Origin of the sequence: Nonomuraea sp. CA-143628, from assembly GCF_050942315.1 — a bacterium.
In the GTDB taxonomy this organism is placed as follows: domain Bacteria; phylum Actinomycetota; class Actinomycetes; order Streptosporangiales; family Streptosporangiaceae; genus Nonomuraea.
The window spans coordinates 13,116,005-13,136,069 of the sequence record NZ_CP192072.1 but is presented as its reverse complement, the minus strand read 5'-3'; the positions used below and the strand labels follow the sequence as shown (position 1 = coordinate 13,136,069).

General features: G+C 69.7%; 18 protein-coding genes. 7 read left to right on the top strand and 11 right to left on the bottom strand.

Going from position 1 to position 20,065, the window contains the following annotated elements:
• Positions 1–4 precede the first annotated feature (4 nt).
• Complete coding sequence (hisC, locus tag ACQP2T_RS59900; protein ID WP_433513537.1) at positions 5–1,066, top strand: histidinol-phosphate transaminase; 1,062 nt, start codon at positions 5–7, stop codon at positions 1,064–1,066.
• Between the two features lie 375 nt (positions 1,067–1,441).
• A complete protein-coding gene (locus ACQP2T_RS59895; protein WP_433513536.1) occupies positions 1,442–2,278 on the top strand; it encodes a nitroreductase/quinone reductase family protein in 837 nt (278 codons plus the stop codon).
• A 34-nt stretch (positions 2,279–2,312) separates the two neighbouring features.
• Here ACQP2T_RS59895 and ACQP2T_RS59890 read toward each other — a convergent pair whose 3' ends face one another.
• The 5 genes from ACQP2T_RS59890 to purD form a co-directional block, all read right to left on the bottom strand.
• Positions 2,313–3,248, bottom strand: coding sequence for an EamA family transporter (locus ACQP2T_RS59890; RefSeq protein ID WP_433513535.1), 936 nt, complete (start codon positions 3,246–3,248; stop codon positions 2,313–2,315).
• Positions 3,249–3,494: 246 nt separating this feature from the next.
• On the bottom strand, positions 3,495–4,784 hold the full coding sequence (locus ACQP2T_RS59885) for a GTP cyclohydrolase IIa (protein ID WP_225300073.1): 1,290 nt from the start codon (positions 4,782–4,784) through the stop codon (positions 3,495–3,497).
• A gap of 201 nt (positions 4,785–4,985) precedes the next feature.
• The gene (murA, locus tag ACQP2T_RS59880; RefSeq protein WP_357957507.1) at positions 4,986–6,251 is read right to left on the bottom strand and encodes a UDP-N-acetylglucosamine 1-carboxyvinyltransferase; all 1,266 of its coding nucleotides are present in this window, start codon (positions 6,249–6,251) and stop codon (positions 4,986–4,988) included.
• A gap of 78 nt (positions 6,252–6,329) precedes the next feature.
• On the bottom strand, positions 6,330–7,166 hold the full coding sequence (locus ACQP2T_RS59875; RefSeq protein WP_358550270.1) for a phosphoribosylaminoimidazolesuccinocarboxamide synthase: 837 nt from the start codon (positions 7,164–7,166) through the stop codon (positions 6,330–6,332).
• The gene (gene purD / locus ACQP2T_RS59870) at positions 7,163–8,383 is read right to left on the bottom strand and encodes a phosphoribosylamine--glycine ligase (protein ID WP_433513534.1); all 1,221 of its coding nucleotides are present in this window, start codon (positions 8,381–8,383) and stop codon (positions 7,163–7,165) included. The genes ACQP2T_RS59875 and purD overlap by 4 nt, the downstream gene beginning before the upstream one ends.
• A gap of 394 nt (positions 8,384–8,777) precedes the next feature.
• On the opposite strand from purD, the gene corA reads away from it, so the two are divergent.
• Positions 8,778–9,887 carry a magnesium/cobalt transporter CorA gene (corA, locus tag ACQP2T_RS59865; RefSeq protein ID WP_433513533.1) on the top strand — a complete coding sequence of 370 codons (1,110 nt, stop codon included), beginning with the start codon at positions 8,778–8,780 and terminating at the stop codon, positions 9,885–9,887.
• A 28-nt stretch (positions 9,888–9,915) separates the two neighbouring features.
• Here the strand turns inward: corA and ACQP2T_RS59860 are convergent, their stop codons facing one another.
• Together ACQP2T_RS59860 and ACQP2T_RS59855 are read right to left on the bottom strand one after the other, a co-directional pair.
• Positions 9,916–10,746, bottom strand: coding sequence for a glycerophosphodiester phosphodiesterase family protein (locus tag ACQP2T_RS59860; RefSeq protein ID WP_433519990.1), 831 nt, complete (start codon positions 10,744–10,746; stop codon positions 9,916–9,918).
• A gap of 149 nt (positions 10,747–10,895) precedes the next feature.
• Positions 10,896–11,312, bottom strand: coding sequence for a GNAT family N-acetyltransferase (locus tag ACQP2T_RS59855; protein ID WP_433513532.1), 417 nt, complete (start codon positions 11,310–11,312; stop codon positions 10,896–10,898).
• 87 nt (positions 11,313–11,399) lie between these two features.
• On the opposite strand from ACQP2T_RS59855, the gene ACQP2T_RS59850 reads away from it, so the two are divergent.
• On the top strand, positions 11,400–12,050 hold the full coding sequence (locus ACQP2T_RS59850; protein ID WP_433513531.1) for a GNAT family N-acetyltransferase: 651 nt from the start codon (positions 11,400–11,402) through the stop codon (positions 12,048–12,050).
• 77 nt (positions 12,051–12,127) lie between these two features.
• On the opposite strand, the gene ACQP2T_RS59845 is transcribed toward ACQP2T_RS59850, so the two are convergent.
• From ACQP2T_RS59845 to fbaA, 3 genes are all read right to left on the bottom strand, one after another.
• Positions 12,128–13,411: an adenylosuccinate synthase gene (locus ACQP2T_RS59845; protein ID WP_357957494.1), complete on the bottom strand. Its 1,284-nt coding sequence runs from the start codon at positions 13,409–13,411 to the stop codon at positions 12,128–12,130.
• Positions 13,412–13,509: 98 nt separating this feature from the next.
• Positions 13,510–13,920 (bottom strand): DUF3151 domain-containing protein, encoded by a 411-nt coding sequence (locus tag ACQP2T_RS59840; protein ID WP_433513530.1) that lies wholly within the window; start codon positions 13,918–13,920, stop codon positions 13,510–13,512.
• Between the two features lie 34 nt (positions 13,921–13,954).
• On the bottom strand, positions 13,955–14,977 hold the full coding sequence (fbaA, locus tag ACQP2T_RS59835; RefSeq protein WP_433513529.1) for a class II fructose-bisphosphate aldolase: 1,023 nt from the start codon (positions 14,975–14,977) through the stop codon (positions 13,955–13,957).
• Between the two features lie 115 nt (positions 14,978–15,092).
• Here fbaA and ACQP2T_RS59830 point away from each other — a divergent pair, with 115 nt between their 5' ends.
• Together ACQP2T_RS59830 and ACQP2T_RS59825 are read left to right on the top strand one after the other, a co-directional pair.
• A complete protein-coding gene (locus tag ACQP2T_RS59830; protein ID WP_433513528.1) occupies positions 15,093–15,785 on the top strand; it encodes a DedA family protein in 693 nt (230 codons plus the stop codon).
• A 94-nt stretch (positions 15,786–15,879) separates the two neighbouring features.
• Positions 15,880–16,281, top strand: coding sequence for a hypothetical protein (locus ACQP2T_RS59825; RefSeq protein WP_433513527.1), 402 nt, complete (start codon positions 15,880–15,882; stop codon positions 16,279–16,281).
• Between the two features lie 18 nt (positions 16,282–16,299).
• Here ACQP2T_RS59825 and pyrE read toward each other — a convergent pair whose 3' ends face one another.
• Entirely contained in the window at positions 16,300–16,833 is a 534-nt protein-coding gene (gene pyrE / locus ACQP2T_RS59820) for an orotate phosphoribosyltransferase (protein WP_357653568.1), read from the bottom strand.
• A 195-nt stretch (positions 16,834–17,028) separates the two neighbouring features.
• Between pyrE and ACQP2T_RS59815 the strand changes: the two genes are divergently transcribed.
• On the top strand, positions 17,029–19,986 hold the full coding sequence (locus ACQP2T_RS59815; RefSeq protein WP_433513526.1) for a zf-HC2 domain-containing protein: 2,958 nt from the start codon (positions 17,029–17,031) through the stop codon (positions 19,984–19,986).
• The last annotated feature ends 79 nt before the right edge of the window (positions 19,987–20,065 follow it).

Sequence of the window (20,065 nt, the reverse complement as noted above, 5' to 3'; positions counted from 1 at the left end):
AGCCATGCCTCGTTTCCGCACGATTCTGGACACCATGCCGGCGTACAAGCCGGGCAAGGCCGTCACGTCTCCCGACGGCCGCTCGTACAAGCTCTCCTCCAACGAGTCGCCCTACGACCCGCTGCCGTCCGTGGTCGAGGCGATCGCCGAGGGGGCGCGGCAGGTCCACCGCTACCCCGACCCGGGGGCGATCAAGCTGACGGAGGCCATCGCGGAGCGGTTCGGGGTGCCGGTCGAGCACATCGCGCTCGGGGCGGGGTCCGTCACCGTGGCGCAGCAGCTGTTCGAGGCCGTCAGTGAGCCCGGCGCCGAGGTGATCTACGCGTGGCGGTCGTTCGAGGCCTATCCGCTGCTGGCCGACCTGGCCGGGGCGGTCTCCGTCAGGGTGCCGCTGGCAGGCGAGGACCACGATCTGGACGCCATGGCCGAGGCGATCACCGACCGGACGCGCATGATCTTCGTCTGCAATCCCAACAACCCCACCGGCACCGCGATCCGCCGGGCCGAGCTGGTGGCCTTCCTCGACCGGGTGCCGGACGACGTGCTGGTGGTCCTGGACGAGGCCTACCGCGAATACGTGCGCGACGAGGACGTGCCCGACGGGCTCACCCTCTACCGCGACCGGCCGAACGTCTGCGTCCTGCGTACCTTCTCGAAGGCCTACGGGTTGGCGGGGCTGCGCGTCGGTTACCTGGTGGGGCACGAGGCGGTGGCGTCGGCCATCCGGAAGACGATCATCCCGTTCGCCGTCAACCACCTCGCGCAGATCGCGGCCATCGCCTCCCTGCGCGCCGAGGACGAGCTGATGGAGCGGGTCGACACGGTGGTCAAGGAGCGGACCCGGGTGCGCGAGTCGCTCATCGCCCAGGGCTGGACGATCCCCCTGACCGAGGCCAACTTCGTCTGGCTGCGGCTCGGCGAGCGCACGCTCGACTTCGCGGCGGCGTGCGCGGCCGTGGGCGTGGCGGTGCGGCCGTTCGCGGGGGAGGGCGCCCGCGTCTCGATCGGCGACCCGGAGGCGAACGACACGTTCCTCGCGGCGGCGGCGGCCTTCAAGGCGGGTTGACAGTTTGCGGGGTTAGGCCGTGTAATGGGCCTCTTGTCGCGTGTCGCCGGCCGGAGGACGTCGGCGGCATGGAGGCACCGGTTGTAGGGGATGATGTCGTGACTTCTCACTTCACAGGCAGCGCCTGATCTGATCGCGCGCCCGCGCGTCGTCCCCATGCCCGGTGGTGTCCCGCACCACCGTCGCACGCGATCCTTCACGCTGCCCCGCGGTCCGGCCATCGCCTGACCGTTGTGCTGCTCGACGGTCCGGTGATCGCCTGACCGCCCTTTCCCCTCGCGTGCTCATCGAGGCTCTCCGCCCGAGGCCGGTACGGCGTGCCGTGCGCATCCCGCCCGTCGTAACCCTTTCTCACATCTGGAGAGCAAGCAGAGCATGCCCCAAGACTTCAATCAGCCGATCATCGACGAGTTCCGCGCCAACCAGGGCCAGGTCGCCATGTTCGACGGCGCCCGGTTGCTCCTTCTGACGACCACCGGCGCCAGGACCGGCGCCCAGCACACCACTCCGGTCGGCTACCTGCCGGACGGCGAGCGCATGCTGATCATCGCCTCCGCCGGAGGGGCGCCCAAGCACCCGGCCTGGTACCACAACCTCCTGGCCACGCCGCGAGTGACGGTGGAGGACGGCATCTTCACGTACCCGGCGGACGCGGTCGTCCTCGAAGGCGAGGAACGCGACAGCGCCTTCGCGCGGGCGGTCGAGATGGACCCCGGCTGGGCGGCCTACCAGGAGAAGACGAGCCGGGTCATCCCCGTGGTCGCGCTGACCCCCCGCGGCGGCGGTCCGGACGGCACGCGAGGGGGTGACTTCCTGGTGCGGGTGCACGACGCGTTCCGCCGGGAGCTGCGGCTGATCCGCAAGGAGGTCGCCGCGTCCGGGACCGGCGGCCTGGGCGTGCAGTTGCGAGTCAACTGCCTGACCCTGTGCCAGGGGCTCCATCAGCATCACAAGTTCGAGGACGCCGGGATGTTCCCCTGGGTCGAAGGGCGGCATCCCGAGCTCACCCTTGTGGTGGACCGGTTGCGCGAGGAGCACGGGACCGTCTCCCGGCTCCTCGACGAGCTCCAGGGGCTGCTCGCGGACGGCGAGCCGGCCGCGCCCGCCCCGAAGGTGCTCGCGGAGGTGGATCGGCTCGTGACCGAGCTCGAAGCACACCTCGATTACGAGGAACGGGAGCTAGTCCCGCTCCTGAACGCCATGAACCCCTAACGGGAGCTCGTCCGCTCCTGAAGGCCGTTGACCCCTAAGCCGCGACCTCTTCAGGGGTGAGCCGTTTCGCTCTGGGCCGTCGCTCCGTGGACACCACGAGGGCGACGCCCACGAGGATCACCAACCCGCCCAGCATGATCTGCCAGGTCACCTGCTCGCTCACCACGAGCGCGCCGAGGAGCACCGCCACCGCCGGGTTGACGTACGCGTAGGTCGACACCAGCGAGATCGGCGCGTTGCTGAGCAGCCAGCTGTAGGCGGTGAAACCGACCAGCGACCCGACCAGGATCAGGTAGACCAGCCCGGCCCACGAGCGGCCGGAGACGGCCGCGACGTCCAGCCGTTCGCCGAACGACAGGCCCGTGACGGCCAGCCCGGCCCCGCCCACCAGCATCTCGATCGTGCTGGCCGCGAACGGGTTGGCCGGCATCGGGATCCGGGCAGACAGGAACGACCCGACCGACCACGACAGCGACGCCACCAGGATCACCACGATCCCGCTGGTGCTCGCCGACCCGCCACCGCCGCTCAGCGACAGTGCCGCCACACCGCCGAGCCCGACCAGCACGCCGGCCAGCGTCAGCACCTTCGGCCGATCCCTGGCCATGATCCTCAACACCACCAGCCACAGCGGCACGCAGGCGACGAGCAGCGCGGCCAGCCCGCTGGACACGCTCCGCTCCGCCACGGCCAGCAGGCCGTTGCCGCTGGTCAGCAGGAGCAGCCCCACCAGCGCGGCCCCGCCGAACTGGGCCCGGGTCATCCGGAACGGCGCCCAGCCCTTGCGCGCGACCAGGAATCCGCCGAGGATCACCGCCGCCGTCACGAACCGCAGCGCCCCGCTGAGCATCGGCGGGATGGTCTCGACGGCGATCTTGATGCCGAGGTACGTCGAACCCCAGACCACATAGACGATGACCAGCGCGCTCCAGACGAGCAGGGGAGGGCGGTCAGGGGTGTCCGATGCCATAGGCCATGACAATAGCGGGCGTTCCCGACAGAACGCTGGCGGGCCTCGGACTACCAACTTGGCGGGGAAGAAAGGCTTTGGTGCCCCCGTCCGAATCCCGTCGATCGGGGGCGACGCAATACATACCCTCTTCGGACGCGGCCAATCACTAGTTCACTTGACCAAAAACACACCCGGCCGAAGAGCCAGGGGGCCCGCCGCCCCAGGAAAGGGAAGGGGGGACGGCGGACCTGTATCTGGGGGCGATCAGCGTGGCCCGAGCTTCTCCACGATGAGGCGGTAGAGCTGGCGCGGCCGGCCCGGTTGGGGCGTACGGTTGGGCGGCAGCGGCCACGCGAGTCCCTCGTCGACCAACGTGCGCAGCAACCGCCGAGCCGTACGCGGCGTCACTCCGAGCATCTTCCCCGCGCCCTCCGCGTCCACCACGGTGTCGCCGCCCTCCAGCTTGGCGGCGAGCCGGGCCAGCACCTCCACGCCCTTGGGCTTGAGCGCGGTGGAGCCCTGAGGGGGCATCCGGGGGGCCGGGATGAGCGCTCGGCCCTCACGGTCCACGGCGAAGCCCTGGGCCTGTTTACCGGCCTGGGTACGCGCCAGAGCCGCCCGTGCGTGCGACTCCGCGTCATGGGTTGTGCGTCCCATGCCCACGCCGACCTCGACCGCCAGTCCCAGCTCGTCGCGGATCCTGGCGGCGAACGGCAGCACCCTGAACCCGTCGGTCGCGGCGGCGATCGAGCCCCTGGTCGCGGTGACCAGATAGCTGTGATCGTCGATCGGCCAGACGGTGGCGTTGATGCGGTTCGCCTCCTGGACCAGCAGCCGGTGCAGCGACAACCGGAGCTCGTCGCGCCAGTAACGCGGCGCGGCGCGGCGTACCGGCTCGCGTAACGTCGGTACCTCGACCAACACCACGGTGAGCTGCGACTCCTCCAGGCGGTGGTGCGCACCGAGCAGCGCTGCGGTGTGCAGCGCGGTGCGCACGGCCGCGGAGGTCGGCCTGATCCTGATGACCGGGACACCGGACGCCTGGAGGCGTTCGGCGACCGCCGGCAGGCATGTGAGCGCGCCCGTGGTGGATCCCTGGCGGGCCAGGCGCTCGTGGTAAGCCGCGATCGTGCCGGTGGCGCCCGGCTCGTCGCGGCTGTGGACATCCGTTGCGGCAATCCCGAGGTCTGTGTACGCCTCCTCGACGTCCGCCCTGGCCACCACATCGATGCTCACCCGCTGCGGGTCGATGCGCGAATCCAACGCCGCCTTGGCCAGCGCGGCGACCAGCGCAGCTCCGCCGAGCTGCACGTAGGTGGCGGGCATCGTCAGCACACCCGAGCGCCTGGCCAGGTCGTAGGGGACCGGGCTGGCGAACAGGCATGCGTCCACGCCGGGACCGAGCCGCGTCACCTTGTCGGGCGCCTCTTGCTCATCGCGGTAGGCGGCCGCCACCAAACGGCACGGAAGTGGCGCAGCGGCATGACCCATCAACATGACCCGCTCGACCAGATCGTGGGGTCCGACCACACCAATGGTGAGGTCCGGTGTCATGGCACCCGGGCGTGACACTCGGGGAGTTTCTTCGGCCCTCTCGACCAATGTTCGTCCCATCCTGCTGTCTGTTGCAGTGCTCTCTTTTGGAACGATCGCTCGCGGGGACCATAATGTCACGCCCGACTTTTCCGGAAAGTCGTTCTGCTTGACTGCCTGAGAAGGTATATCAGCAGCTCAACGAGGTATTCCTAACGCTTTTTAGCGGTCGGAAATCTCTTGTGTAATGTCCGCCCCCAGCGCCCGCATTCGCTCGGCGAGATGCGCGTGCCCACGGTCGATGAGGTATCCGGACTCGATGACGGTCTCGCCTTCGGCGGCCAGTCCGGCCAGCACCAGCGCGATTCCGGAACGCAGGTCGTGCGCCGTCACCCGGGTGCCCTTCAGCGGGGTGGCGCCCCTGACGATGGCCCTGCTGCCCTCGACCTCCACGTCGGCGCCCATCTTGTTCAGCTCGCCGGCCAGCGCGAAGCGGCCGTCGAAGATGCGCTCGTGGATGTAGCTGGTGCCGTCGGCCAGGGCGGCGACCGTCATCATCGGCGACTGGAGGTCGGTGGCGAAGCCCGGGTAGGTGTCGGTGATGATGTTGATCGGCCGCAGCGGCCGCTCGCACCGTACGTGAAGAACCGCGCCGGGCCGGGCGAAGTCGACGCCCATCTGCTCCAGCTTGTAGCGGACGACGCCCAGGTCGAGGCCGGTGCCCACGAGGCTGAGGTCGCCGCCGGTGATCGCCGCGCCCATCGCGAACACACCGGCGTCGAGCCGGTCCGGCATCACGGTGTGCTCCACGGCCTGCAGTTCGTCGACGCCCTCGACGGTGATGAAGCCGGTGCCGCCGCCGCTGATCCGCGCGCCCATCTTGGTGAGCATGTCGATGACGTCGAGCACCTCGGGCTCCAGCGCCGCGTTCTCGATCACGGTGGTGCCCTTGGCCAGGGCGGCGGCCATGATGAGGTTCTCGGTGCCGGTGTGCGAGGGGGTGTCGAGGTAGAGGGTCGCGCCCGTCAGGCCGGACGCCTTGACGTGGATGACCGTCTCGCCCTCGTCGACGACCGCGCCCAGCCGCTTGTAGCCCAGGTAGTGGAAGTCGAGGTTGCGACTGCCGAGATTGCAGCCGCCGACCCCCTCCACGATCGCCTCGCCCAGCCGGTGCAGCAGGGCGGGCGTGAACAGGACCGAACCGCGGAAGCGCCTGGCGATGTCCGCGGGCAGCACCGCGCTGGTCAGCCGGGAGGCGTCGATCACCAGGGTGCGCTCGGCCTCGTGCAGCTCGACGTACGCGCCGATGGCCTCGGCCAGCTCCACCGCCCGCCGCACGTCCTCGATGATCGGTACGTTGCGCAGGACAGTGCGGCCTTTGGGGGCAAGCAGGGCCGCACCGATCATGGGCAGCACGGCGTTCTTCGCGCCCTGGATGAAGGCGGTTCCACGCAGTGGGTTGCCACCGCGCACGCGGTAACGGACCATTCGTGCGGCTCCTCGGAGGTCTCGGTCTGAGCTAGACCGGGCCAAGAGTAGCCGCTAACCACTGCTGCCCCTGCCGAATCATCCCCTAAAGGGAGCTCCGGTGATGCGCTCGTAGGCTTCCAGATAACGCTGTCTGGTCTGTTCCACTACCTTGTCGGGAAGGCGAGGTGGGGGAGTTCCGGAGCTTTTGTCCCATCCCGATTCGGGCGACAACAACCAATCCCTTACATATTGCTTATCAAATGACGGTTGGGAGCGTCCTGGCTGCCACTGGTCAAGCGGCCAGAATCGTGACGAGTCAGGCGTCAGTACCTCGTCCCCCAACGTGAGCACGCCGTCGGCGTCGCGACCCAGCTCGATCTTGGTGTCGGCCAGGATGATGCCCCGCTCGCGGGCGATCTCGGCGCCGCGCGTGTAGACGGCCAGCGTGATCCGGCGCAGCTCCTCGGCCGTCTCCGCACCCACGTCGCCGACGACCCGCTCGAAGGAGATCGGCTCGTCGTGCTGTCCGACCGGGGCCTTCGTCGAGGGCGTGAAGATCGGCTCGGGCAGCCGGGACCCGTCTTCGAGGCCCGGCGGCAGCTCAATCCCCGAGACCGCCCCTTCGCGCCGGTAGTCGACCAGGCCAGAGCCGGTCAGGTAGCCGCGCGCCACGCACTCGACGGGCACCATCGACAGCGGTCGGCACAGCACGCTGCGGGAGTCGGGCCCCGGCCCGATGAGGTGATGGGGCACCAGATCGGCCAGCTGCTCGAACCACCACAGCGACATCTGCGTGAGGATGGCCCCCTTGTCGGGGATCTCGGACTCGAGCACGTAGTCGAAGGCCGAGATCCGGTCGGAGGCGACCATCAGCAGCTGACCGTCGTCGGTCTGGTAGAGATCGCGGATCTTGCCGGAGTGCAGGTGCTTCATCGGGCGATGTCCGTCCTGTGGTGCGAGCCGCGCAGCCGTATGCGCGAGACCAGTTCATAGGCGTTGCGGCGGGCCGTCTCCTGGTCGGGGCCGGTGCCGACCACGTTGAGCACCCGCCCGCCGTCGGAGAGCACCTGGCCGTCGACCCGCTTCGTGCCGGCGTGGAGGACGTAGGCGCCGCCGATGGGGTCGAGCCCCTCGATGACGTCGCCCTTGACCGGGGCGTCGGGGTAGTTCTCGGCCGCGACGACCACGGCGACGGCCGAGCCCGCACGGAACGCCGGCGCCGGATGCTCGCTAAGCCGCCCCGTGGCGCAGGCCGCCAGCAGCCCGGCCAGCGGCGTCTCCAGGCGGTCGAGAACCACCTGGGTCTCCGGGTCGCCGAAGCGCGCGTTGAACTCGATCACCTTCGGCCCCTTCGCGGTCAGGGCCAGGCCCACGTACAGGACGCCCTGGAACGGGCTGCCGCGCCGGGCCAGCTCGTCGATCGTCGGCTGGACGACCTCGCGCATGACCTGCTCGGTGAGCCCTTCGGGGGCCCAGGTGAGCGGTGTGTAGGAGCCCATGCCGCCGGTGTTGGGGCCTTCGTCGCCGTCATAGGCGCGCTTGAAGTCCTGGGCGGGCTGCAGCGGCACGGCCGTCTTGCCGTCGCAGAGCGCGAACAGCGAGACCTCGGGCCCGTCGAGGAACTCCTCGATCACCACCCGCTCGCACGCCGCCGCGTGCGCGAGCGCCTGCTCCCGGTCGCCGGTGACGACCACGCCCTTGCCCGCGGCCAGCCCGTCGTCCTTGACCACGTACGGGGCGCCGAACTCGTCGAGGGCCTGAGCGGCCTCCTCGGGCGTGACGCAGGCCCGCGCCCTGGCCGTGGGGACATCGGCGGCCGTCATGACCTCCTTGGCGAACGCCTTGGAGCCCTCGATCATCGCCGCCCGGCTCGACGGGCCGAAGCAGGCGATGCCCGCGGCGCGCACCGCGTCGGCCACGCCCGCCACCAAGGGCGCCTCGGGGCCCACCACCACCAGGTCAGCGCCGAGTCGTAGGGCCAGCTCGGTCACCTGGGCGGGATCGGTGGCCGTGACCGGATGCGGGGCCGAGATCTCCTCCATGCCCGCGTTGCCGGGGGCGCTGTGGAGCTCGGTGACCTGGGGATCGAGCATGAGTGAGCGGCACAGGGCGTGTTCACGCCCGCCGGAGCCGATGACTAGAACGCGCACCGCCCCATTGTGACAGGGCCGGCCGGCCGGGCACCCGGCGCACCCGCGACTGACCTGCGTGGGCGCTCGAAATGCGGGAACGAAGCAGTCGAAGTGAGGGAATAGGCGGGAATCTTTGTGGAGTTCTACCTGCTGTCAGGACCCGTCGGGGAGTATCGTCAGTCGGGTCCATCCGCCTGTGGTAACTTAGGGCGGCTTTATGGCATCTCTTGTGATTGGAGGTGGTCCGGGATGAAACCTGGTGATCCCAGCAGTACGTGCTCACCCACGTACACCCTGTATGCCCCCGACCACTCCAATCCGGCAGCCTGATCGTGCCTCCACGTACTTTCGTTGATTGAGGTGACTTTTCGTCGCGCGTGGAGCGTGCCAGGTCGGGCGGAAAGGGACTGCCATGCGCACGTCTACGCTTTTCCGTCGCACCACCCGTCACCCCGCACAGCCGCATGTCTCGCGCCAGCTCACCAAGCCGGTGCGTGAGGTCTGCGTGCCTCCCGTTGACTCCCTCGTCGAGTTCGGCGCCTACATCAAGGGCGAGAAGGTCGTCGCCCCGGGCATCGAGGAGTCGCTCGAGCTGGTCCGCGAGCACAACAGCCGCTCCGACGGCGCCAAGGCGTTCGTCTGGGTCGGCCTGCACGAGCCCGCCGCTCCCGAGGTCGAGTGGCTGGCCGGCGTGTTCGGCCTGCACCCGCTGTCCGTCGAGGACGCGGTCAAGGCCCACCAGCGCCCCAAGGTCGAGCGCTACGGCGACTCCCTGTTCATGGTGCTCAAGTCCATCGCCTACCTCGACCACGATGAGCTGACCGCCACCAGCGAGATCATCGCCACGGGCGAGATCATGGTGTTCCTCGGCGTCGACTTCGTGGTGACCGTACGACACGGCCGGCACTGTCCCCTCACCGAGGTGCGCGAGCGGCTCGAGGACAAGCCCGAGCTGATGAACCGCGGGCCCGCGGGCGTGCTGCACGCCATAGCCGACCACGTCGTCGACCGCTACCTCCAGGTCGCCGACCTCATGCAGCTCGAACTCGAAGAGGTCGAGGCGACCGTCTTCGCCGACGTCAGCTCCCGCGACATCAACCGCATCTACCAGCTCAAGCGGGAGATGCTGGAGCTGAAGCGGGCCGTCACGCCGCTCCAGGCCCCGCTGGCCGCGCTGCCGCAGCGCCGGGTGATCCCGTCGGAGATGCGCGAATACTTCCGCGACGTCGGCGACCACCTCTCCCGCGTGTGCGAGCAGGTCGAGTCGTCGAACGAGCTGTGCAGCTCGATCCTCCAGGCGGCGCTGGCCCGCTCGAACGCGCTGGCCAACGAGGACATGCGCAAGATCTCGTCCTGGGTGGCCATCCTGGCCGTGCCCACGATGATCGCCGGGATCTACGGCATGAACTTCGACTTCATGCCGGAGACCAACCAGGTGTGGGGCTATCCGGCGGTCCTCGGTGTGATGATTACGGCCTGCGTCCTGTTGCATCGCGGCTTCCGCCGCAACGGCTGGCTCTAGACGGCTTCTAGATGGTGTCGCGCGGGCGTCAGACTCCGACGGGCCGCTTGAGCGGTCCGACAGGGGCGGGCAGTTCCAGCCCGCGCTCCCGCCACAGCTCGCGCATCCGGTCGGGGTAGTCGGTGACGATCCCCGCCACCCCCAGGTCCAGCATCCGGGCCGCCAGCGCCTTGTCGTTGACGGTCCAGACCGCCACGTCCAGCTCCGCCGCGGCCACCTGGGCCATCAGGTCCTCATTCACCATCACGTGCTCGGGCGACAGCGTCGTGGCCCCCGCCTCACTGGCGGCGGCCGGGATGTCGTCGCCCAGCGGGCCGTTCCAGTGCAGGGTGTCGAGCTCGATCAGCGCGAAGCGCCGCGTGCCCGGCGCCAGCCGGGCGGCGTGGCCGATGATCCGCCAGTCGAAGCTGAGTATCGCCGCGTTGTCCAGCCTGCCGTGCCGGTCGAACTCCTCGAGCACCATCTCGGTGAACAGCTCGGGATCGGCCGTCAGCTCCGGCCTGGTCGGGTCGGACTTGAGCTCGACGTGCAGGCGTACGTCCTCGGCCTCGTAGGCGTTGACCAGCCCGAGCACCGCGCCCAGCGTGGGCATCCGGGTCTCCGGCATCGGCCGCTGCGTCAGCGCGAAGGGATCATCGGCGTGCCGGGGCAGCCGCACACCCACGTCGAGCATGCGCAGCTGCGCCAGCCCGAGCGAGTTGATCGGCTTGCCGACATAGGGGAAGTGGGGGTCGTCCTTCGCGATCGGCCGCGTGTCGGCACTGGTCACGGCCGAGACCGTGAGGTCGTGGGTCAACACGAGGCGACGATCGGCGGTGAGCGCGACGTCGAACTCGAGCGCGTGCACCCCGAGCTCCATCGTGCGGCTCAGCCCCGGAAGAGTGTTCTCGGGCCAGAGGCCCCTCGCTCCCCGATGACCGTGAATCTCAACGCGCACACCGGGGACACTACCTGCCGCGCGCCACGAGCACGACGTGCCACGCCGCGCCCTTTTTGTGGTGAGTATGACTATTCCTGGCTGAACGTCCACACATAGACCACCTGGTCCTTCTCAGGCACCCCGCCCGCGCCGCTGTACGTGGCCTGGGCCGCCTCGTTGCCCTCGTCCGTCGCCACCCACATGCTGTGGCAGCCGCGCTCGCGAGCGAGCCGTTCCAGGGCCGCGACCAGCGCCCTGGCGATGCCCCGGCCACGGAAGGGCTCGTCCACGCCGAGCTCGTAGAGGAACATCTCGGTCCCCTTGTCGGGGTGGGTGGTCTCGACCCCGGTGATCATCCCGGCCGGGGCCTCGTCCACATAGGCGATGAGCAGGTGGTGGCGCTCGTCCGCCAGGAACCTCGCGGTGGCCTCCGGCAGGGGAGGGGAGTCGAAGAGATGACCGGCCGTCTCGACGACCTCGGGCTCAGTGGCACGACGGATCTCCATGCCCCGGAGAGTAAGCGCAGGTCGCCGCGCCACGCACGGCATTTATTAGGTCGATAAATGCGACTCTGTGGCAATAAGCTGGCGGTCATGACGAAGGCGCTCGAAACGGTCCGGCCGGAAATCGTCCAGGCCTGGGTCGACGGCTGGGTGGTCTCGCGCAGCGCGCCGCGGCCCGTACGGGAGCCATGGGGCCTGCGCGTGGACGTCGGCCGGCCCGGCCACGTCGCCCGCCATGTGCTGCCCGCGCCCACCCCCGGCGACCTGCGGCTGCTGGCCGAGACGATCAGCACGCCGGGCACCTGGCTCAAGCTCTGCGCACCCGCGGAGGCGGTCGTTCCCTGGCTCACGCCGGCGTGGTCGATCGACGAGCCGGAGTTCATGATGACGGGGCCGCTGTCGCGGGGCCGGGCCGAGGCTCCCGACGGCTACACGCTGGCCGTCACCACCCGGTCGGACGTGACCGTGGCCCGCCTGCTCACGGCGGCGGGCGAGATCGCGGCCCGGGGGCAGATCGCGGTCACCGGGCGTACGGCGGTCGTCGACCAGGTCGAGACCGCCCCGAACCACCGCCGCCGCGGCCTGGGCCGCGTGGTCATGACGGCCCTGGCCGACACGGCCGCCTCGCGTGGCGCCAGGACGGGCATCCTGGTGGCCACTCCCGCCGGTCAGGCCCTCTATCGGAGTATCGGCTGGACGACCCGCACCCCGATGACCGCCGCCGTCCTGGCGGCTTCCTGACGTTTTTGGGTCGGGTACGGCTTTTGGGTCGGGTACGGCCGGCGACGCGGTGCCGGCCGTACCCGTGAACCGGTTGGTCAGACGAGCGAGCGGAGCACGAGCGTCTGGTCGCGGCCGGGGCCGACGCCGATCGCGGAGATCGGCGCGCCGCTCATCTCCTCCAGCGCCCGCACGTACGACTGCGCGTTGGGCGGCAGGTCGTCGAAGGTCTTGGCGCCGGTGATGTCCTCCTGCCAGCCGGGGAACTCCTCGTACACCGGCTTGGCGTGGTGGAAGTCCGTCTGCGTCATCGGGATCTCGTCGTGCCGCGTGCCGTCGACGTCATAGGCGACGCACACCGGGATCCGCTCCAGCCCGGACAGCACGTCCAGCTTGGTGAGGAAGAAGTCGGTGACCCCGTTGATCCTGGTCGCGTAGCGGGCGATGACCGCGTCGAACCAGCCGCAGCGCCGGTTGCGGCCGGTGGTCACGCCGTACTCGCCGCCGGTCTTGCGCAGCCACTCGCCCATCTCGTCCTCCAGCTCCGTGGGGAACGGGCCGGAACCGACGCGGGTGGTGTACGCCTTGAGGATGCCGATCACCTTCGTGAGCCGCATCGGCGGGATGCCGGACCCGGCGCAGGCGCCACCGGCCGTCGGCGAGGAGGAGGTGACGAACGGGTAGGTGCCGTGGTCGATGTCGAGCAGCGTGCCCTGACCACCCTCCAGCAGCACGAACTTGTCCTCGTCCAGCGCCCGGCTCAGCACCAGTGAGGTGTCGGCGATGTGCGGCTTGAGGCGTTCGGCGTAGCCCAGGTATTCCTCCACGACGGCCTCGGCCTCGATGCCGCGCCGGTTGTAGACCTTGGTGAGCACCTGGTTCTTCTCGGTCAGCGCGACCTCGATCTTCTTGGCCAGGATGCCGGGGTCGAGCAGGTCTTGGACGCGTACGCCCATCCGGTAGATCTTGTCGCCGTAGGCGGGGCCGATGCCCCGGCCCGTCGTGCCGATCTTGGCCTTGCCCAGGTAGCGCTCGGTCACCTTGTCGAGCGCCTTGTGGTGGGGCATGATCAGGTGCGCGTCGGCGGAGATCAGCAGGCGCTCGGCGGAGATGCCGCGCGCGGCCAGCCCGTCGATCTCGCTGAGCAGGACCCCGGGGTCGATGACGACCCCGTTGCCGATCACCGGCACGACGTGCGGCGACAGGATTCCGGTGGGCAGAAGGTGCAGTGCGTATTTCTGGTCACCGATGACCACGGTGTGACCCGCGTTGTTGCCACCCTGGTAGCGGACGACGTAGTCGACGTCGCCACCGAGGAGGTCGGTGGCCTTGCCCTTGCCCTCATCGCCCCATTGGGCACCAACGAGAACGGCAGCCGGCATGGTTCAGTCTCCCGAGCACAAAACGAAACCCCTGGCGCAAGTGCGACAGGGGCTCTTGCGTAGAGAGACTACCCGAGTCGGCCTATTCGTCCCAAGTGCTAGTTCTTGGCCAGCGCGTCATAGGCGTCCGCGCTGCTGTCCTTGAGGAACTGCAGGCATCGTTCGGCCTCGTCCTTCTCGCCGATCGCCTGGGCGGCCCTGGAGAGCGAGTAGAGGCAGCGCAGGAAACCGCGGTTCGGTTCGTGCTCCCAGGGGATGGGACCATGCCCCTTCCAGCCGCTCCGGCGGAGCTGGTCGAGCCCGCGGTGGTAGCCGGTGCGCGCGAAAGCGTAGGAAGTGACGGCGTGGCCCTGCGCGAAGTACTCCTCCGCGAGCGTGGCCCAAGCCGCCGGGTAGGCGGGGAAACGGGCCGCCACGTCGGCGGCCTTGGCGCCGGCTTCCAGCGCCTCCCTGGCCTCGGGCAGGTCCGGCAGTTGAGTCGGGGGCGGCCCGGCGAGAAGGTTATCCATACGACAAGTCATACCCGCCGAGCCGCCGCAGTGGCTAGGAGATCTTCGTCCCAGCGGATTTGAGGTGCTCACAGGCCTCGACGACGCGGGCCGCCATGCCGGCCTCGGCCGCCTTGCCGTAGGCGCGCGGGTCGTAGGCCTTCTTGCTGCCCACGTCGCCGTCGACCTTGAGTACGCCGTCGTAGTTGCGGAACATGTGGTCCGCGATCGGCCTGGTGAAGGCGTATTGGGTGTCGGTGTCGACGTTCATCTTGACCACGCCGTAGGAGATCGCCTCGTGGATCTCCTCCATCGCCGACCCAGAACCGCCGTGGAAGACCAGATCGAACGGTTTGTCCTTGCCGTACTTGGCGCCGACGGCCTCCTGGATCTCCTTCAGCACGCTGGGCCGCAGCTTGACGTGCCCCGGCTTGTAGACGCCGTGCACGTTGCCGAACGTGGCGGCCAGCAGGTAGCGGCCCTTCTCACCGAGCCCCACGGCCTCGGCCGTGGCCAGCGCGTCCTCGGTCGTGGTGTAGAGCTTCTCGTTCATCTCGCCGACGACGCCGTCCTCCTCGCCGCCGACGACGCCGATCTCCATCTCCATGATGATGTTGGCGCGGTGGCACTTGTCGATGAGCTCCTTGGCGATCTCCAGGTTCTCCTCCAGGGGTACGGCCGAGCCGTCCCACATGTGCGACTGGAAGAGCGGGTCGAGACCCTTGGAGACCCGCTCCAGCGAGATGTCGATCAACGGCCGCATGAAGCCGTCGAGCTTGTCCTTGGGGCAGTGGTCGGTGTGCAGCGCGACCGTCACCGGGTATTTGGCGGCGATCACCCTGGCGTACTCGGCCAGCGCCGTCGCGCCGATCACCATGTCCTTGACCGTGGCGCCGGACAGGAACTCCGCACCGCCGGTCGACACCTGGACGATGCCGTCGCTCCCGGCCTCGGCGAAGCCGCGGAGCGCGGCGTTGAGCGTCTGGGAAGAGGTCACGTTGATCGCCGGGTAGGCGAATCCGCCCGCCTTCGCGCGGTCGAGCATCTCGGCATAGACCTCTGGGGTTGCTATAGGCATGCTTCATCTCCCTGAGAAGTACGGCTTCGCGCAGCCCAGTATCCCGGTCCGCTACCCCGCGTGGTAGAGACAACGCGCGGCGGCCAAGAGCGTTCGCGACGGGTAGGCTCACCCCGTGGACTGGCTTTCCAACCTCCTGGACCCGACGTGGTGGCTGACGATGCTCGGCGCCTTCGCGACCGTCGGCGTTCTGGCGATCATCTTCGCCGAGACGGGCTTGCTCATCGGGTTCTTCCTGCCCGGTGACTCGCTGCTCGTCGCCGCGGGCATTTTCAGCTCCGCTGCCGCGGCGAAGGGGATTGGCATCGAGCCGCTGTCCTTCCCCGTGCTGCTGATCGCCACGCCGCTGTGCGCGGTGGCGGGCGCCCAGCTCGGCCACCTCATAGGGGCCAAGATCGGCAGGAGACTCTTCGACAAGCCGGACTCACGGGTGTTCAAGAGGGAATATGTGGATAAGGCCGAGCACTTCTTCGTGAAGTTCGGCCCGGCCAGAGCGGTGATCATCGCCCGCTTCGTACCGATCGTTCGCACGTTCCTCAATCCGGTCGCCGGCGTCCTGGAGATGCCGGCCCGCGCGTTCTTCCTGTGGAACGTGGTCGGTGGCGTGCTGTGGGTCGAGAGCATGCTGCTGATCGGCCACTTCCTCGGCAACCAGGTCGATCCGACCAAGATCGACAAGTACATCCTGCCCGGTGTCTTCCTCATCGTGCTCATCTCGCTGATCCCGATCATCGTCGAGGTCGTGAAGACCCGCAGGGCCGGCAAGCAACTACCGGAGCCCAACGGCAAGCACCACCGCGTGCGCTGATCTCACTGTCGATCGTTCGGCGATCTTTTGGTGATCGAGATCGACCCCGCCTACGAGTACGCTCCCCCTTGTGGGACGCCACAGGTCAGATCCGATGGGCCTCGCCCGCCTCGCGCTCGCCGTTCTGGCGGCGGTGGCCGTGGTGACGCTCCTGGTCGTCGGCGGTCGCGCGCTGCTCACCTCGCTCGACACGCGCGAGCAGCAGCCCGAACGCGGAAAGGTCGCGGCCCAGCCGCAGGCCAGCGCCCAGGTGCCGACCGTCCGCATCGAGTGCGTAGCGGACACCTGCCCCCTCGTCACGGTCCGAGTGCCGGGCGGCGATGTACTCCAATACCGCGACATGAGCAGGGGCGAGGAGGTCAGCTACTTCGAACCCGAGCTCGACGTGGTGCTCAGCGACGCCGCCACGGTCGTGGTGACCGAGAACGGCAAGCCCCGCGCGCAGGGCAAGGCCGGCGCGCGGGAGGCGTTCACAGTCCGGGGCCGTGGGGCGTGAGCGCGGAGCGGGTGGTGTTCACAGTCCGAGGTCCTGGAGTGTGAACGCGGAGCGGTAGTCGAGCCCCTCCTCGGCCATCCGGGGCGCCGCGCCGCGCTCGACGATCGTGGCCACGGCGACCACCTCCGCGCCCGCCTCACGCAGCGCCTCGACGGCCGTCAGTGGGGAGGCGCCGGTCGTGGAGGTGTCCTCGACGGCCAGCACGCGACGGCCCTTGACCTCCGGACCCTCGATCCTGCGCTGCATGCCGTGCGCCTTCTGCGCCTTGCGCACCACGAACGCGTCGAGCGGGCGCCCCTGCGCGGCGGCGGCGTGCATCATCGCGGTCGCGACGGGATCGGCGCCCAACGTCAGCCCGCCCACGGCGTCGTACTCCAGATCCTTGGTCAGGTCGAGCATCACCCTGCCGACCAGGGGCGCGGCCACCCCGTCAAGCGTGATCCGGCGCAGGTCCAGGTAGAAGTCGGCCTCCTGACCCGAGGAGAGCACGACCTTGCCGTGCACGACGGCCTTCTTCTTGATCTCGGCGAGCAGGTTGTCGCGGTCTGTCATGGGTCCCAGCTTAGGGTCCTCGCGTACGTCCAGGAGGTCCGCCTGCGGCTGGCCAGGAGGTCCGCCTATGGCCAGCCGGGGGCGCTGCCGGAAGGCATGGAAGGTCCGTCGGAAGGTAAACGCGGCCCTTCGGTTTAGCCGGGACGGTGGCTGCGGAATGCTCGGAGGTAAACTCTGAGTAATCGTGAGGTCACTATGAGTGCAGAATCGCCACCGAGCGATGCGGATCTTCTCCACGCGGTCCGAGCCGGCGACGCCACCGCCTACCGCGAGCTCCACGACCGCCACGTGGCCGCCGCACGATCGCTGGCCCGCCAGCTCGTCAGGGGCGAGGCCGAGGCCGACGACGTGGTCGTCGAGTCGTTCACCAAGATCCTCGACCTGGTCGGCCGTGGCGGCGGTCCTTCGGCGGGTTTCAGGACGTATCTGCTGACGGTTGTGCGACGCACCGTCTGTGACCGTACGCGGGTGGCCGACGGCCAGATAGCCATGGGGACCGAGCGGCAGACAGCGGTGAGTGAGGGCGGCCAGCATGCGGCTTTGGGCGGAATCGAGGCGGTCGATCCAGGTGTGCCCTTCATCGACCCGGCACTCATCGGCCTCGAACGATCGCTGATCGCCAAGGCGTTCCTGTCGCTGCCCGAGCGGTGGCGGGCGGTGCTCTGGCACACCGAGGTCGAGCACTTGCCGCCCGCCGACGTGGCCCCGCTGCTCGGCCTGTCGGCCAACGGCGTCACCGACCTCGCCCGCCGGGCTCTCGCGGGCCTGCGCCAGGCGTACCTGCAGACGCACCTGGTGGCGCCACCGCCCCACACGTGCCGACTGGCGCTGGGCAGGATGAGCCGTTACGTCCGGGGCGTGCTGGCCAGGCGCGACTCCAAGGCGGTGGACGAGCACGTGAGCGGCTGCCCCGAATGCCGCGCGGTCCTGCTGGAGCTGACGGACGTGAGCCGGGGGCTACGGGTCATCATCGGACCCCTGATCACCGGCCCGGTCTTCGCGGGGTACGCGGCGGCACTGGCCAAGGAGGGAACCTCGTGCGACGGCCCGGATGGCCTTCCGGGCGCACTGGGCCGCTTGGGGCGGGCGCCTGGGCGACTGTTCGGGAGGGTGCGGAGGGCGTCCGGGCAGGTGTCCGATCGGGTGCGGCGAGTGCCCGCGTACATGCTGGGTCGGGTGAGGCAGGCGCCCAGGTGTGCGCTCGGCCAGCTTGGACGCCTGCCCAGGCCCGTGCTCGGCTGGGTCCGGGACGTGCCCAGGTACGTGTTCGGCTGGGTTCGGGGCGTGCCCACGTACGCACAGGCGGCGGTGGCGGGCGGTACCGCTGCCGCTGTCGCGGCCGCCGCCGCGTTCACGCTGGTCTCGGCCGAGGAGCCGATGCCGAGGCCGGTCGCCAAGCCCGTCGCGTCAGCGGGGCCGCCGCCCGTACGACCGGCCGACAAGCCCACGCGGGTTCCTCCCGGTCGGCCGGACACCCCGTCGGCGGCGAGGGGGCACCGGGCGCGCCTGCACGCCACGATCGGTGTGCTCGGCGCACTGGTCCGTGACCAGCCTGGCATCATCGGGCTGCGGCTCCGCAACTCGGGCAACGCCCCGACCGCCGAACTCACGGCCACCGTGGACCTGCCCGCAGGCGTCACGCTGATCCCGTCGGGCGATAACCGTCATGGCACCACCGCAGGCGTGACCCTGACCCGCCCGCACGGTTTCGCCCACGGCGCCGCACCGATCCAGCGGGGTGGCCACGACCACGGCGCCACCCCGATCCAGCCGGGTGGCTACGAGCACGGTGTCGCGGCGGGTGGGGCGCCGATCCGGCCCGGTGGCTACGGTCATGGTGCTGCGCTGGTTACGCCCGTTGGGACCCTGGATGGCTGGACCTGTCGCCCGGCCGGTCGCGGTGCCGTGTGTGCCAGGGGGCCGCTTGATGCGCGTCGCCGCACCGCCGTTTTCCTGCGCGTTCACGTGGCCGCCCAGGCGCCCCAGGGCGACGGGCCCGCTGTGCGGATCACGTCCGGTTCGCTGCGGATCGGGGCGCGGTCAGCGGCCGGGGTACGGCGGGAGGGCATGCCCGCCAGGTTCGCCACCGACGGGAAGGTGACGGTCAGGGCGGTCGGCAACTCGCTCCTGAGCTGCCCGCTGGAGCGCGACGGCTGCGCGGAGGCCCGGCGGCGGGAGGGCGACAGGCGTGACGACGAGCTGTGGCCCATGGCGGTCGTCGACGGGGATGGGGTGGCGGATACCTACGCCTCCAGCGGCGCCACGCTGCGACTGCCCCCGGGCGGTCGGGTCGTGTGGGCGGGCCTCTACTGGTCGGCCAGTGGGGAGAACACGGGGCCGATCAGGCTGCGGCCGCCGGGCCGGCGGCGGTACCTGTTCATCAGGCCCGAGCAGGTGACGGTCCGCGACCTGCCCTCTGGGCCCGCATACCAGGCGTTCGCCGACGTGACCGGGCTGGTCGGGAGTCTCAGGCAGGAGGGCACGTGGTGGGCGGCCGACCCGCCGATGGGGGAGGGGGTCGCGCAGCACGCCGGATGGAGTCTGGTGGTGATCGCGACCGATCCGACCGAGCCGTACAGCCACGCCGTGGTGCTCGACACGCCGACCGTCATCGGCGGTGAGGCGGGTCAGGCCCGGATCCCGCTGGACGGGCTGGTCTCCGCACCGCGACTCGCGCGAGGCCCGCGACACCCGCGAGAGACCGTGGCTCCTGCGGCCGCGTCCGTGCGGCGCGGGCAGAAGGGAGTGGCTCCTGAGGCCCTGTCCGCGCGGAGCCTGCGGGCGCACGTGGCCCCTGCGGCCGTGCGGGCGCGAGTCCCGAGTAGGCGCCCGGCCTCCGGAGGCTCATCCAGGCGGGTTTCGTCGGATGGGCGGGTGCCTGCTCGGGTCGAGGTGGTGGCCTGGGAAGGCGATGCCGATCTCGACGGTGACCGGCTCTCTCTGGGCGCGGGGCCGCTCACCCCCGCAGGAGGCGACCGTGACGCGGACAACGTCTTCGACGGCTCGTCCAACGGCGCCAAAGGGATGACGTTCGGTGTCGATGTCGACACGTTCGGCGGCGAACTCGGCCATGACCCGGCGCTGGCCATCGATACGCGGAAGGATGTGGTGTTGTTCGCGATCGCCGCCGTCAGCGTGCGTGCACGGTCGTGACGTACGTGCACGATAGTGACCAAAGTCCGACATATTGGTACGGTCAGCCCGGACGCACCGGCGTATGGCCAGGGCAGGG

What these genes read in the sequence shown, in the direction of transcription:
- ACQP2T_RS59840 (WP_433513530.1), bottom strand. Translation starts at nt 13,920, where the DNA reads ATGGATAACCTTCTCGCCGGGCCGCCCCCGACTCAACTGCCGGACCTG.
- ACQP2T_RS59885 (WP_225300073.1), bottom strand. Translation starts at nt 4,784, where the DNA reads ATGACACCGGACCTCACCATTGGTGTGGTCGGACCCCACGATCTGGTC.
- ACQP2T_RS59890 (WP_433513535.1), bottom strand. Translation starts at nt 3,248, where the DNA reads ATGGCATCGGACACCCCTGACCGCCCTCCCCTGCTCGTCTGGAGCGCG.
- fbaA (WP_433513529.1), bottom strand. Translation starts at nt 14,977, where the DNA reads ATGCCTATAGCAACCCCAGAGGTCTATGCCGAGATGCTCGACCGCGCG.
- hisC (WP_433513537.1), top strand. Translation starts at nt 5, where the DNA reads ATGCCTCGTTTCCGCACGATTCTGGACACCATGCCGGCGTACAAGCCG.
- ACQP2T_RS59875 (WP_358550270.1), bottom strand. Translation starts at nt 7,166, where the DNA reads ATGAAGCACCTGCACTCCGGCAAGATCCGCGATCTCTACCAGACCGAC.
- ACQP2T_RS59825 (WP_433513527.1), top strand. Translation starts at nt 15,880, where the DNA reads ATGGGCCTCGCCCGCCTCGCGCTCGCCGTTCTGGCGGCGGTGGCCGTG.
- ACQP2T_RS59845 (WP_357957494.1), bottom strand. Translation starts at nt 13,411, where the DNA reads ATGCCGGCTGCCGTTCTCGTTGGTGCCCAATGGGGCGATGAGGGCAAG.
- murA (WP_357957507.1), bottom strand. Translation starts at nt 6,251, where the DNA reads ATGGTCCGTTACCGCGTGCGCGGTGGCAACCCACTGCGTGGAACCGCC.
- ACQP2T_RS59815 (WP_433513526.1), top strand. Translation starts at nt 17,029, where the DNA reads ATGAGTGCAGAATCGCCACCGAGCGATGCGGATCTTCTCCACGCGGTC.
- ACQP2T_RS59895 (WP_433513536.1), top strand. Translation starts at nt 1,442, where the DNA reads ATGCCCCAAGACTTCAATCAGCCGATCATCGACGAGTTCCGCGCCAAC.
- ACQP2T_RS59850 (WP_433513531.1), top strand. Translation starts at nt 11,400, where the DNA reads ATGACGAAGGCGCTCGAAACGGTCCGGCCGGAAATCGTCCAGGCCTGG.
- corA (WP_433513533.1), top strand. Translation starts at nt 8,778, where the DNA reads ATGCGCACGTCTACGCTTTTCCGTCGCACCACCCGTCACCCCGCACAG.
- pyrE (WP_357653568.1), bottom strand. Translation starts at nt 16,833, where the DNA reads ATGACAGACCGCGACAACCTGCTCGCCGAGATCAAGAAGAAGGCCGTC.
- ACQP2T_RS59855 (WP_433513532.1), bottom strand. Translation starts at nt 11,312, where the DNA reads ATGGAGATCCGTCGTGCCACTGAGCCCGAGGTCGTCGAGACGGCCGGT.
- ACQP2T_RS59860 (WP_433519990.1), bottom strand. Translation starts at nt 10,746, where the DNA reads ATGGAGCTCGGGGTGCACGCGCTCGAGTTCGACGTCGCGCTCACCGCC.